The sequence below is a fragment of the Bacillus sp. FSL W7-1034 genome, assembly GCF_038593365.1.
Taxonomy (GTDB): domain Bacteria; phylum Bacillota; class Bacilli; order Bacillales; family Bacillaceae; genus Bacillus; species Bacillus altitudinis.
This window is the reverse complement of sequence record NZ_CP151989.1, coordinates 1126437-1138724: the sequence shown is the minus strand read 5'-3', so window position 1 is coordinate 1138724 and position 12288 is coordinate 1126437. Positions and strand designations below refer to the sequence as shown.

Genomic DNA, 12288 nt, shown 5'->3' with positions numbered 1-12288 from the left:
CATCGGATGGCCATACTATGATGAAAAAAGGGGAGACCCCTCCCCTTCTTCACTAGCAGACTACTGTTCAATCCACCATTTTTCGATTTTGTAATATTCATCTTTCGGGTGGTAAGAGTAGCCTTGTAGATTAGATGGCATCGCGCGATGTGAGTTGGCATAATAAAGGAACGTATACGGCTGGTCTTCTGCAATCAGCTCATAAATTTTTTCATACGCCTTTGAATACTCTTTACGATCACTCAAGTTTTTGGCATCAACTAGCAGTTTATCGACTTCTTCATTTTTATACCAAATGTTATTTAAGCCTTTTTCAGACTGACTCGAATGGAAAATGCTGTATTGGTCAGGGAATGTCGCTAAGCTCCAGCCGAGTAATAACGCATCATAATCCCATTTTGGCGGGGTTGTTTGTTCGATTAATGCACTAAATTCTACAATTTGCGGTTTTGCTTCAATGCCAATTTCTTTGAGCTGCTGCTGGACAACGACAGCAATATCTTCACGGACTTTGTTTCCTTGGTTCGTCTTCAAGACGAAGGAGAACTTCTTACCGTCCTTATCCAGATAACCATCTCCATCTGTATCCTCCCAGCCTTCTTCTTTCAGCATCTTTTTCGCTTTTTCTTGATCAAATTCAAATACTGGGACATTTTCATTTTTAGGGTAGTTCCATGACAGCGGGCTTTCTGGGATGTTGGCTACTTTCCCGTCTCCATTTAACACTTGATCGACAATCGTTTGACGATCAATAGCATGGGTAAGAGCTTGACGGACTTTTTTACTTTTGAACAGTTCGTTTTTCTGATTCCAGCCAATATATGAATAATTTAGCCCTAGATCAGATTCAATTTTGATGTTACTAACTTTTTCAGCTGTTTGCAGTTCTGCTCCAGGCACTGCAAAGAAATCAATATCACCTGCGGATAGCTGAGCCATGGCTGCATTTTGATCAGGAATCGTTTTAATGGTGACTGTATCAAGGTATGGCCGTCCATCCCAATAGTCATCAAATGCTTCGAGTTTGACATAGTCTCCTTCTTTCCACTCGGCAAATTTAAATGGACCGGAGCCGATTGGATTTTTTCGGTTAAATTCATTTTCGCCAAGATCCTTTATAGGGACATCACCTAAAATATGCTTTGGTAAAATCCCATAGCTTCCTAGCGTGACATTATAAAAATATGGATCTTTTTTATTCAGCTTAAATTCGACCGAATAGTCCCCTGTTTTTTTGACAGACTCTAATACTTCAAAGCCTGATCCACGCTCACCATTGTAATCCTTATTGATCGGAATGCTGTATGTAAACACAACATCATCAGCAGTCAGTTCTTCTCCATCATGAAACTTCACGCCTTTTCTAATGGTCACATCAAACTGTTTGCCGTCATCGGATTCTTTAATATCTTCTGCCAACGCCAGCTGTGGGTTTAACTTTCCATCTGTTTGCAGTAAAAAGCTATAGATTCTTTCTTCAATATCAGAACTTGCCACGTCTGTTGAGTAAAGTGAGTTAAATAATGTAGGCTCTGCAATCGAACCAATGACAAGATCGCCGCCTTGTACAGGTTTACCTGTGGATTTCTTTTCACTGTCTCCAGACGTTTTATTTCCACCAGAACAAGCAGCAAGGATCAATGTAAAGATCAGCAGCAAACTGACCAAAATGGACTTTCTCTTTCTATCTTTCATAGACAATTCCCCCTATCTTTTTTAAAAAATGATGACAGAAGCCCGTTTTATCCCCCCTCTCAAAGATGAGATCATACAAGCGTGATCAAGCGTCGTAGAGGTGGCAGGCCACAAAGTGGTTCGTTTTTAATTCTTGAAATTGTGGTACTTTTTCTTTACAGACTTTTTTCGCATGCGGGCATCTTGTATGAAACACACAGCCTTTTGGCGGATTTGCAGGGCTTGGTAAATCCCCTTGCAGCATAATCCGTTCCCTTTTCATCTGACCTTTTTTACGGGTGACTGGAACGGAAGATAAAAGCGCCTGTGTATACGGATGAAGCGGATCATCGTACAGGCTATGCTTATCTGCAAGTTCCATCATTTTGCCAAGATACATGACGCCCACTCGATCACTAATGTGGCGGACCACACTGAGATCGTGAGAGATAAAGAGATAGGTGAGGTCAAACTCTTCTTGAAGCTCTTCCATCAAATTGATGACCTGCGCCTGAATGGAGACGTCAAGCGCTGAAACAGGCTCATCTGCTATGATCATTTCAGGATTCATGGCAAGTGCACGAGCGATACCGATCCGCTGCCTTTGTCCGCCGGAGAATTCGTGCGGGTATCGATTCGCAAAACTTGGGTGAAGGCCGACTTTGGATAAAAGCTGTTCTACTTTTTCATTTCTTTCTTTTAAGGAATATAAGTGATGTGTTTTGTAGGGTTCTTTGATGATACTTCGAAGTGTTTTTCTAGGGTTGAGTGATGCAAAGGGATCTTGAAAAACCATTTGGATGTTTTTCCTTGTTGATTGTCTTAGTTTTGATTCAGAAACATGAGAGATATCTTGCCCTTTAAATAGAATTTGTCCTTCTGTTGGTTCATATAAACGAATCATCGTCCGTCCTAATGTGGATTTACCGCATCCAGACTCTCCAACGATGCCTAACGTTTCGCCTTTATAAATGTTTAAGTCGATGCCGTCAACCGCTTTGACTGCTCCTACTTTCTTTTGCAGCACCCCAGCTTTAATCGGAAAGTGTTTTCGTATATTTTTTAATTCCAGGATGGTTTCTTTCTCAGATCGATCTGTCATGTATGGTTGATTTTCAGCAAGTGTCATGTTTGGCTTGCCTCCTCATATAAGAAACACCTGACGCTTCTACCATTTTCAAAGGTTGTCAGTTTGGGCAATTCACCTATGCAGCGTTCCATTACTTTCGGGCATCTAGGTGCAAAACGGCATCCTGTCGGAAGCTGATCTGGCGCAGGGACATTTCCTTTTATCGCCGTTAATGGCTGAATGTCTCCGTCAATGACTGGAATGGATTCAAGCAGTCCTTCTGTGTATGGGTGAAGCGGCTCATCAAACAACTCTTCAACGGTTCCATTTTCAACAACCTGTCCGCAGTACATGACAATGACGCGGTCTGCTACTTCCGACACAACACCTAAATCATGCGTAATGAGAAGTATAGATGTACCAAAGGTCGAACATAAATCTTTCATTAAGGTCAGCACCTGGGCTTGTATGGTCACATCGAGAGCAGTAGTCGGCTCATCCGCAATGAGGAGCTTCGGATCACAGCTTAGCGCAATGGCGATCATGACTCGTTGACGCATACCGCCGGATAAACGGTGCGGGTAATCTTTGATGATTTGTTCCGGCCTGGAAAAGCCTACAAGCTTTAGCAAATCAATCGCTTTTTTGGTCGCTTCTTTTTTTGAAAGTTTTTTGTGGTAAATGAGGATTTCTGTTATTTGTTCCCCGATGGTTAAGACGGGATTAAGTGAGGTCATGGGTTCCTGAAAGATCATGGATACATCATTACCGCGAATATTGCACAATTCCTTTTCACTATATGTAACAAGGTCTTTTCCATCAAGCTTAATGGAACCATCCATAATCTTCCCACCAGTCCCATTAATCAGACCCATGATGGATAAAGACGTAATACTTTTACCAGACCCAGACTCACCGACTAATGCGACTGTTTCCCCTTTTTTGATACTAAAATCCACGCCATCAACAGCAGGTATTGGTTCCTTTTTTCGAAAAAAATAGGTTTTTAAGTTTTGCACTTCAAGCAGTGTGCTCATGCATTCGCCCCTTTCTCCATAGATTAAATGAACCGAATCGAAAAATTCTGCCTTTTTAGAATAAAAAGAATTATCAAAATTTATATTTGTATATTATTACATCAGCATGACGAAATCAAGAATTATTTAGTAAAATTGTAATATGTCACTTTTTTTGTGAATGATTGTCTTTATGATTCTATCGCCTTTAAAAACGTTTCCGCTGGCTCCGCAATCATAGACTCCTCGCTGATTCGGTGCTCATCGAAATACTTTTTCACGATATAAAATCCAGTGGCATAGCCAAGCATTTTGGGGTAGTTCCCTTTTCCATAAAGGAGATTCTGTATCAGCCTTTCGTCGTCCTGCACTTTCTGATAAAGGTGACTGGATACCCATTTCTTGTACATGCGCTGCAGCTGCGATTCGTCATATAAAGTCGTCCACTTTGCTGTATAGCTTTCTCCATATCTATGATACACAGCATATTCAGCGAGCCCCTCCATCATGATTGTATCAAGGAATGTAAAATCTTTTTCTTCTTTCGTGAGAAAATGCAACCTGCATACATGATGATATTCATGCGTCAGCAACGTACCGATTCGTTCCTTCGGTGTATGCGGGGATAAAAAAAGAAAGATTTTGTCATCAAATGCCATGCCGGATTGAAAGTAAAATTGTTCTCTTATCTCTTTGCTGCTCTCATTAACAGGCAAAATAAAGACGGGGACATCAGGACCTCCCCACTTTTTTTGCAGCGCTTTGTATTCTTTCATCACAAGCTTGAAATACCCTTTTTCTTTGAGCTTGTCGATCATTTCCTGGCAGGCGTTCCATGATCGCACCATTCCGTGATGTTGTAAATGGGCGAGAATAGATGATCCTTCTTTTTTCTCCGCTCCTTTAAAATAAGGGACAAAACGTGCCGCCAGCTCCTGAAATGATGATGATTGTTGGATGAGATATTGTGTATTGATCAGACCCATACCGCTGAACACCTCCATTTTCATCATATGCAAAAAGGCGGCGATCTGTTTATAGATCGCCGCCTTCTTAAGACATATTACGCTTCGTATTTTTTGAAGATAATTGTCGCATTGTGCCCGCCAAAACCAAGTGAGTTGCTCAACGCAACTTGTACTTCTTTTGAACGTGCTTCATTTGCTACATAATCAAGATCACATTCTTCATCTGGTGTTTCAAGGTTAATCGTTGGCGGAATGACACTGTCTTTAATCGCCAGAACAGAGAAAATCGCTTCTACTCCGCCTGCTGCACCAAGTAAATGACCTGTCATTGATTTTGTCGAACTGATCGCAAGCTGATTCGCATGCTCTCCGAACACTTCTTTAATCGCCATTGTTTCAAACTTATCATTATACGGTGTGCTTGTTCCGTGGGCATTGATATAATCAATTTCTTCCACTGTTAAACCTGCATCACGAATTGCTTCTTTCATTGCACGTACGCCGCCTTCTCCGTTTGGAGCAGGTGCTGTGATATGGTATGCATCTCCAGTTGAACCGTAGCCAACGATTTCTGCATAAATGGTCGCACCACGTTTTAACGCATGCTCTAATTCTTCAAGAACAACAATTCCCGCTCCCTCACCCATCACAAATCCGTCACGGTTTTTATCAAATGGACGACTTGCTGTATCTGGATCAGGATTTGTCGAAAGGGCTTTGTTTGCACAGAAACCAGCAAACGACATTTTCGTTAATGGTGCTTCTGTTCCACCTGTGATCATCGCATCTGCATCTCCGCGCTGAATCACTTTAAAGGCATCACCAATGGAGTTTGTTCCTGTCGCACATGCTGTCACTGTACAAGAGTTAACCCCTTTTGCGCCAAGTGCAATCGAAATTTGACCTGTCGCCATATCTGGAATCATCATTGGAACGAAGAACGGGCTTACGCGTCTTGCTCCTTTATTTGAATACACTTCGAATTGCTCTTCGAATGTTTCAAGTCCGCCAATACCAGATCCAACCCATACCCCAACACGAGGTGCGTTTTCATCTGTAATTTCGAGGCGTGAATCTTCTAAAGCCTTTTGAGCAGCAACGACTGCATATTGTGTGAAGCGTGCCATCTTTCTCGCTTCTTTTTTCTCCATGTAATCTTCGATGTTAAAATCTTTTAGTTCTGCTGCTACTTTTGCTGTATATTCACTTGAATCAACACGTGTGATCGGGCCAACACCTGATACACCTGCTACAGCATTTTTCCATGTTGTCTCTACATCGTTGCCAAGAGGTGTCAAAGCACCTAATCCTGTAACAACTACTCGTTTCTTATCCATTAATTTGTGCACCCCACTCTTTTATCGGCCCCATCGCATAGCGATTGCGCCCCACGTTAATCCTCCACCAAAACCAACCATTACAATCACATCGCCGTCATGAATTTTTCCGGCTTCGATTTCTTCACATAGTGAAATTGGAATGGATGCTGCTGATGTGTTTCCATATTTATGGACTGTTTTCGACATTTTTTCAACTGGCAGCTCTAAGCGTTCGCGTGCTGCTTCCATAATGCGAATGTTTGCTTGATGCGGAATCAAGAAGTCTACGTCTTCTTTTGATAGTCCAGCTTTTTCAATCACGTTTACACTTGACTCGCCCATTTGTCTCACAGCAAATTTAAATACTTCTCTTCCATTCATGATTGTATGATCTTTTTCATCTAAGTACAAGTGCTTCCCGCCTCTTCCATCGGCTCCAAGCTCAAATGATAGAATTCCCTTGCCTTCGCTGACTGTTCCTAGTACAGCAGCACCTGCTCCATCTCCAAACAAAACAGCTGTGTTGCGGTCATCCCAGTCGGTAATGCGAGAAAGCTTTTCTACACCAACGACAAGCACATGTTTGTAAGTGCCAGATTCGATAAATTGTTTTCCAGTAACAAGCCCATACATAAAGCCAGCGCAGGCAGCGCTAATATCCATTGCACATGCTTTATGTGCACCGAGCTGCTCTTGAATCATACAAGCGACTGTCGGAAATGCTTGATCTGGCGTAACTGTCGCTACAAGAATCATATCAATATCTTCTGCAGCCACATCTGCGTCAGCTAATGCTTTTTTTGCAGCAGCAAGCGCCATATGAGATGTATTGACATCATCAGATGCAATTCTTCTTTCTTCTATACCTGTTCTAGTACGAATCCACTCGTCAGAAGTTTCAACCATTTTTTCTAAATCACGATTTGTTAATACTTTTTCAGGTATATAGCGGCCAAGGCCAATAATTCCAGCATTCATTGAATAAGACTCCTTTTACTCATACGAGCATGTGATATTGTGATCTTATATTAGTATCTGGTACTAATTTTACCTTATTTTTTTCTCCTTGGCAATACAAACGTCTAACCTTTCCTCTCACTTTTTTCATAGATTAATGATATACCAATAGTAGAAAGGAACATGTGATATGGCGCAAAAGGATATTTTCTCAGCAATGATGTTTGGTCAGCCGCTTGAAAAGGAGAAAAGCAAGACAGAAAAAAAGGAGGAGCGTGCAGAGACTTCTTCAAGTGATGACTCCATTGACTACATGCATGTCATGAATCAAATTGGAAACATTATGAACTCCATCGATGAGCTGAAGCCTGTGTTTAAAGATGTCGGCCCTATGATTAGTGCCTTCAAGAAAAAATTATCATAAAAAAAGCCACTATTCTGTGGCTTTTTCTGATGCTGCATCTGCTTTTCCAAGCTCATATGCCTCTTGCATGACAGATGTAAACAAAGAGAGAAGCGGCTGAAGTGCTTGTGGATCAAGCTGAATCCCTGCTTTATCTAATTCTTCTTTTGCTTGTGGAAAATACTTCATCGCAATTTGTAAAAACTCCATCGATTTTTCGTGTTGCATGTTCAACGTCCTCACTTTTCATTTGGCAATTTGCCTGTTTTTTTGTAATTCGCAATATCCTTCTCAATGTCTTTCACAAAAGCGCGGTCTATGGTTGAGCTAAATTTCCCCATTTCGATCACTCCTTCTTTAAAGTCAAAGGAGTACTCACCTTGTTCGTTTAGCTTGCCTTCATTAAACTTCTTCGCAATGATACTGTACGCTTTATCGACATGCTGTACAGTGCTAGTTAACACCGTATGGCTTCCAAGGTTGGATTGATCAGTGACATATCCGATCGCAGATAAATTGTCGGTTTTGATTTGTTCAATGACAGGGATATTATAACCATCACCTGCTGGATACACAACATCTACACCTTGTTTTTTCAATTTTTGATAGAGGTTCACGGCTTTGTCAGCATCATCCCAGTTTTCGACAAATTCCGCTAGGACTTGCACATGTTCGTCCTGATATTTTGCACCTTTGATAAAACCGTCTACTTCACTTTGCCAATCATATGTAGCCAGAATACCAATCTTTTTTGTTTTGGACATATGTGCTGCTGTCAAGCCTCCGAAAAAGCCCATTGCTTCTCCTTTAAACGTGACGTTTGTGACATTATCAGCTTGAGGCTTGCCTCCATTGACCGTGATAAATTGTGTTTTCGGATAATCTTCACTGATCAAGTTGAAAATTTCGCTGTATTCATTGCCATGGCCAATAATTAAATTGACTCCTTTTTTATGAAATTCTTCAATGGCATCAACGATTTTCTCCTTGTCGACCATCCCTTCCTTATAATAAACATCTACACCAAATGTTGATTGGATATTTAATAAGCCTTTATAACCTTTCGTTCCCCAAACTTGATCATTAATCGTATCGGGGACGAGTAAACCCACCTTCTCAATATGTCCTTTTAACGGCGCCTGTGAGCAGGCAGATAGCATAAGAAGAAGGAACGAAAAGATCATGACAAGCCGCTGGTACTTCATGCCATGTTCAACTCCCTTTGCAACACGCAGGCATGAACCTGTATGTTAAATATAGGTTTATTTTATACTGAAAAAAGATAAGATGGAAGATCATTCTTGCTTTTTGTCGAAAAATGTTGAGTTTTGTCTTTTCCATTCTGCTATGATTTCTTCTGCTTGTTTGTCACCTGTTTGTCTTTCTACATTCAATTGATGGATCATTTCCTGCCTTTGATCAGTCCGTGCCCACTTTAAAAGCTCCTTTGCGACATCTTCTACAAAAAATGCGTGATCGTCCTTTATTCGTCTCTCTTCATGGAGCGTCCACGGACCAAACATGCGTGGAAGGATAACAGCCGAAACGCTTTGTTCATGCGAATGGCTTTCGGGTTCTTCGTAAAACAAGCGGTATATGCCATGCTTCGCTTCGAGGTCTGTCTCTCTGTTCATTGAATCATCTGATTGAAAAAAGATCAGGTCATATGCCTCTTTCCTATCTTGACCATCAATAACGCGGACAAGATCATTGCGGCCGAGCCACATCATCCGCTCTTCTAATAACATTCTTTGCTCCTCTGACTGCTCCTTAGGATATGTGATATCCACTTGTATGCCCTCTTTCATCATATATTCACAAAGTGTCAGCCCAAAAAATTCATCTGCACCTATGATCAGTCCTGTTTCCATGTTCATGTCCCCTTTTTTAGCATATCGAATAAAAAGAAGAGCCCTTTCCATGAAGGGCTGTTATCATCCTATTCATTACAATTCTCTTTCATGCGATTTATAAAACTTGTGAATGGACTGAAAGATTCTTCTTGGATGATCAAACATATGCAAGGTAAGGTCCATCTGACAATGGTCTGGATTCATCATATGTTGATCAATAAATGGCTTTGCATGTAGTTCATAGGCATACGGTGCGCCGTTTAGTCTCTGCCATATATGAATCGGTACATGAGCTGAATGAACGGGGCAAGAAGGAAGTGGATACGTTTCTGCTTCCTTTGCAGAGCACCCATAGCTCTGTGCGAGTTCTTTCATGAACTGTTTGTAGAAGAATTTGTGTTCCTTTTCTCTTTCTCTTTGTGCTTGCAGGTGTAAACATGGATTCATCATGGCTATAGACCTTAGCACTTCTGGCATTTCTTCGGCAAGACTCATGGCGACAAGTGCGCCCATTCCCTCTGCCAGCACATGAATTTCCCGGTTTAATATTTCTTGTTTTAATGTGTGATGAACAAGCTGTTTCGCACTAAAAACAGCATCTTCACATCCCCAGTGATTCCCATGAAGATGACTATTAAACAATGTATATCCTTCATCCTTTAAAGCAGTTAATAGCTGGTTTCTTCCGTAATGCTGAAGCCAGAATGATGTATTTTCCTGCACAAAGTGATTTCGGTCACCGAGGATTAGAATGCCAAAGCCATTTGGTTTTTGAGGAAGGTGAATGACGTTCCACTGGGAACCAAGCTGGAAAAAACGTTCGCTTACACCCATATGGCCAGCCTCCTTTCAGTGATTCTGCTTTCTATGATATGAACAACAACTCTTGTAGGAATAAGGAAATCCCCTAAAGACAGAAGAATTCTTTTTATTTTTATAGTAGAAGGTCTCAAAATGGTCACATAAAGGCGGAAAACAGTCTTTTCTCTGAACTCGTATCTATGGTATGATAGTCAATAGATTGTTACATAAAGGACGGTGGAATAATGCATTACATTATCACCCTCATTTGGACTTTTCTGCTGACACATATGGCTGGTTACATCGTTTCATCTATGAATGGAGCTGCTTATGATTTTACGTTAACTTCCATTCTTGCCATAGTGTTTACGGTTATTTTATTCATCTTTGCTGAAGTAAGTCCAATGAAAGAAACAGAAAGTTCAACAGAACATTCTTAATATTGCTGGAAAAGAGCTAATGATTTGAGATTAGCTCTTTTTCTTTTTTTCAGAATGATGACTAGAAGTTGAGAGCGCACGCTAAAACCCCCTGCCGTCAATTACAGGGGGTTTTTGAGTTACACCTCAACCGTTTCGGACTTCTGTTTGTCTGCTGACAAATGGCTTTTCGCAAGCCCTGTGAACAGGAAGATCGCGATGCCCGATAAAATTTCAAGCACACCACCCCCCGCAATGACAGGTCCTGCTCCAAAGCGTTCTGCCAGGACGCCCGATATGACGGCTGCAAGCGGGAGAAAGACATTTGATGACGCATTGATCACGGCATATACTTGCGGCTGATCTTCTTGGTCAACAGACGTTTGAATAATAACCATCTCTGGGACATTGATCGCACTGACGGCTGCACCAAAAATAAAGGAAGCTAGAAGAACGACTGGAAGCCATGTACTCATTCCAGTGATAAAGAATGCAGCACCTTCAATCATGCCTGCGACAATAAAGAACAAGCCGAATCTTTTGATTTTCACCTTCGCCAGTGCAAAGCCCATCATAAACGCACCGACTGCAGCGACACCTCTTAAAATGGAATACACCATTGAATCACTTTGCAGCGCTTCTGCTACATATACAGCGGATAATGCCTGCCACGGAGCTGCAGCGACATTCATTAAAATACAATAAAGGGTTAGTGCAAATAAAATATGATGATTTTTAACGACTAGAAAGCCTCTTTTTAAGTTATACAGATATGTATTCTTTGCTTGTTTAATGTCTGCTGCTTTTTCTGCATCTGACTTTTGGAGTTTAACGCCAATAATGAACAAGCCCGATATGATAAATAAAGCAGTGGTGATTAGGAGCGTATCTGCAGGGCCAATTAGTTTGACCAAAAGACCAGCGACCATCACCGCAGCAAGTGCGACAATTTCAAAAGATGATTGCAGGATCGCATTTGCTTTTTGAATGAGATGCTTTGGAACAATCTGCGGCAGGATGGCCACAGAAGCCGGGTTATATGCTGCACCTGTTGCCGATTGAATAACCATTAATGAGATCAATAACCATAGAGGCAATATGTGCGAAAAATGCAGTAGTGGAATAATGAGTACAATGGTTGCTCGAATGACATCTGAAGCAAACATCCATTTAGATAAATGATGTCTTTTCATAAGAGGTCCTAGTATTGGGGCCAACAATGATGAAGGAAGAACTGTCACTGCTAGAAGAAGTCCGGTACCGAGCGCTCCATCCCCTCTTAAAATCAATAACCAAAGAACGGATGTAAAAGCAAAACTTTCTCCTGTATTTTTTATGAGTCTTGATATGAACAATGAGGTGAAGCGTTTATTCCAAACACTTTCACTGAGATTCATCTTTTCCATCACACAAATCCTTTCAACCTTATACTATTTTTACATATTTTACCTTAATCTTTCTTTTTTTCATACTATTTATTTGAAAATTGGAACTTAATTGTTTTTTATTATAAAGAAAAAAGAGGCATGACACATGCCTCTAAAGACTTATTCATATGGACTCTTAGTCAATTGCTTACGGCTTCCTTTGGTAAGTCCAAACGCGCTTATGGTTCGAGTTATCCGGAAAGACGTCTCCTGCTTTAAGCTTTATCTTTAAAGGATCTTTCACCATACTACCGGTCTCACCGATTTCGATATAAACACCATTATTAGGTGCCTTATTACCAGATTTAAACTGATGCTGTTGACCCATTTCCATCCTCCTTTCTCGATTGATGTTATTATGTCCCGTCCATTGCCTCTCCAA

Annotated in this window: 14 protein-coding genes; 2 read left to right on the top strand and 12 right to left on the bottom strand. The window is 41.0% G+C overall.

The window, feature by feature from the left end:
* Window positions 1-60 precede the first annotated feature (60 nt).
* The 6 genes from NST73_RS05680 to NST73_RS05655 form a co-directional block, all read right to left on the bottom strand.
* Window positions 61-1695 (bottom strand): peptide-binding protein, encoded by a 1635-nt coding sequence (locus NST73_RS05680; RefSeq protein ID WP_025207149.1) that lies wholly within the window; start codon window positions 1693-1695, stop codon window positions 61-63.
* 85 nt (window positions 1696-1780) lie between these two features.
* Window positions 1781-2776 (bottom strand): dipeptide ABC transporter ATP-binding protein, encoded by a 996-nt coding sequence (locus NST73_RS05675; protein WP_342499549.1) that lies wholly within the window; start codon window positions 2774-2776, stop codon window positions 1781-1783.
* 23 nt (window positions 2777-2799) lie between these two features.
* Window positions 2800-3780, bottom strand: coding sequence for an ABC transporter ATP-binding protein (locus NST73_RS05670; RefSeq protein WP_024720060.1), 981 nt, complete (start codon window positions 3778-3780; stop codon window positions 2800-2802).
* 170 nt (window positions 3781-3950) lie between these two features.
* On the bottom strand, window positions 3951-4745 hold the full coding sequence (locus NST73_RS05665) for a DUF2268 domain-containing protein (protein ID WP_056407963.1): 795 nt from the start codon (window positions 4743-4745) through the stop codon (window positions 3951-3953).
* A gap of 77 nt (window positions 4746-4822) precedes the next feature.
* Window positions 4823-6064, bottom strand: a complete 1242-nt coding sequence (fabF, locus tag NST73_RS05660; RefSeq protein WP_008348501.1) for a beta-ketoacyl-ACP synthase II — start codon at window positions 6062-6064, stop codon at window positions 4823-4825.
* A gap of 21 nt (window positions 6065-6085) precedes the next feature.
* Complete coding sequence (locus NST73_RS05655; RefSeq protein ID WP_024720058.1) at window positions 6086-7024, bottom strand: beta-ketoacyl-ACP synthase III; 939 nt, start codon at window positions 7022-7024, stop codon at window positions 6086-6088.
* A 169-nt stretch (window positions 7025-7193) separates the two neighbouring features.
* On the opposite strand from NST73_RS05655, the gene NST73_RS05650 reads away from it, so the two are divergent.
* The gene (locus tag NST73_RS05650; RefSeq protein ID WP_008348506.1) at window positions 7194-7427 is read left to right on the top strand and encodes a hypothetical protein; all 234 of its coding nucleotides are present in this window, start codon (window positions 7194-7196) and stop codon (window positions 7425-7427) included.
* Between the two features lie 9 nt (window positions 7428-7436).
* Here NST73_RS05650 and NST73_RS05645 read toward each other — a convergent pair whose 3' ends face one another.
* The 4 genes from NST73_RS05645 to NST73_RS05630 form a co-directional block, all read right to left on the bottom strand.
* Window positions 7437-7634, bottom strand: coding sequence for a ComZ family protein (locus NST73_RS05645; RefSeq protein ID WP_008348507.1), 198 nt, complete (start codon window positions 7632-7634; stop codon window positions 7437-7439).
* An 11-nt stretch (window positions 7635-7645) separates the two neighbouring features.
* The gene (locus NST73_RS05640) at window positions 7646-8611 is read right to left on the bottom strand and encodes a BMP family ABC transporter substrate-binding protein (protein WP_342499447.1); all 966 of its coding nucleotides are present in this window, start codon (window positions 8609-8611) and stop codon (window positions 7646-7648) included.
* A gap of 90 nt (window positions 8612-8701) precedes the next feature.
* Window positions 8702-9277, bottom strand: coding sequence for a nad binding enzyme (locus NST73_RS05635; protein WP_342499446.1), 576 nt, complete (start codon window positions 9275-9277; stop codon window positions 8702-8704).
* Between the two features lie 75 nt (window positions 9278-9352).
* Window positions 9353-10093 carry a hypothetical protein gene (locus NST73_RS05630; RefSeq protein WP_007499048.1) on the bottom strand — a complete coding sequence of 247 codons (741 nt, stop codon included), beginning with the start codon at window positions 10091-10093 and terminating at the stop codon, window positions 9353-9355.
* Window positions 10094-10305: 212 nt separating this feature from the next.
* Here NST73_RS05630 and NST73_RS05625 point away from each other — a divergent pair, with 212 nt between their 5' ends.
* Window positions 10306-10500: a YjzD family protein gene (locus NST73_RS05625; RefSeq protein ID WP_024720055.1), complete on the top strand. Its 195-nt coding sequence runs from the start codon at window positions 10306-10308 to the stop codon at window positions 10498-10500.
* A gap of 119 nt (window positions 10501-10619) precedes the next feature.
* On the opposite strand, the gene NST73_RS05620 is transcribed toward NST73_RS05625, so the two are convergent.
* Window positions 10620-11885: an MFS transporter gene (locus tag NST73_RS05620; protein WP_007499050.1), complete on the bottom strand. Its 1266-nt coding sequence runs from the start codon at window positions 11883-11885 to the stop codon at window positions 10620-10622.
* A gap of 169 nt (window positions 11886-12054) precedes the next feature.
* Window positions 12055-12234 carry a YjzC family protein gene (locus tag NST73_RS05615; RefSeq protein ID WP_342499445.1) on the bottom strand — a complete coding sequence of 60 codons (180 nt, stop codon included), beginning with the start codon at window positions 12232-12234 and terminating at the stop codon, window positions 12055-12057.
* Between the last annotated feature and the right edge of the window lie 54 nt (window positions 12235-12288).

Excerpts from the sequence above, each read along its gene's own strand:
- NST73_RS05665 (WP_056407963.1), bottom strand. The coding sequence starts at position 4,745 with ATGGGTCTGATCAATACACAATATCTCATCCAACAATCATCATCATTT.
- NST73_RS05675 (WP_342499549.1), bottom strand. The coding sequence starts at position 2,776 with ATGACAGATCGATCTGAGAAAGAAACCATCCTGGAATTAAAAAATATA.
- NST73_RS05615 (WP_342499445.1), bottom strand. The coding sequence starts at position 12,234 with ATGGGTCAACAGCATCAGTTTAAATCTGGTAATAAGGCACCTAATAAT.
- NST73_RS05645 (WP_008348507.1), bottom strand. The coding sequence starts at position 7,634 with ATGCAACACGAAAAATCGATGGAGTTTTTACAAATTGCGATGAAGTAT.
- NST73_RS05630 (WP_007499048.1), bottom strand. The coding sequence starts at position 10,093 with ATGGGTGTAAGCGAACGTTTTTTCCAGCTTGGTTCCCAGTGGAACGTC.
- NST73_RS05680 (WP_025207149.1), bottom strand. The coding sequence starts at position 1,695 with ATGAAAGATAGAAAGAGAAAGTCCATTTTGGTCAGTTTGCTGCTGATC.
- NST73_RS05650 (WP_008348506.1), top strand. The coding sequence starts at position 7,194 with ATGGCGCAAAAGGATATTTTCTCAGCAATGATGTTTGGTCAGCCGCTT.
- NST73_RS05625 (WP_024720055.1), top strand. The coding sequence starts at position 10,306 with ATGCATTACATTATCACCCTCATTTGGACTTTTCTGCTGACACATATG.
- NST73_RS05655 (WP_024720058.1), bottom strand. The coding sequence starts at position 7,024 with ATGAATGCTGGAATTATTGGCCTTGGCCGCTATATACCTGAAAAAGTA.
- NST73_RS05640 (WP_342499447.1), bottom strand. The coding sequence starts at position 8,611 with ATGAAGTACCAGCGGCTTGTCATGATCTTTTCGTTCCTTCTTCTTATG.
- fabF (WP_008348501.1), bottom strand. The coding sequence starts at position 6,064 with ATGGATAAGAAACGAGTAGTTGTTACAGGATTAGGTGCTTTGACACCT.
- NST73_RS05620 (WP_007499050.1), bottom strand. The coding sequence starts at position 11,885 with ATGGAAAAGATGAATCTCAGTGAAAGTGTTTGGAATAAACGCTTCACC.
- NST73_RS05670 (WP_024720060.1), bottom strand. The coding sequence starts at position 3,780 with ATGAGCACACTGCTTGAAGTGCAAAACTTAAAAACCTATTTTTTTCGA.
- NST73_RS05635 (WP_342499446.1), bottom strand. The coding sequence starts at position 9,277 with ATGGAAACAGGACTGATCATAGGTGCAGATGAATTTTTTGGGCTGACA.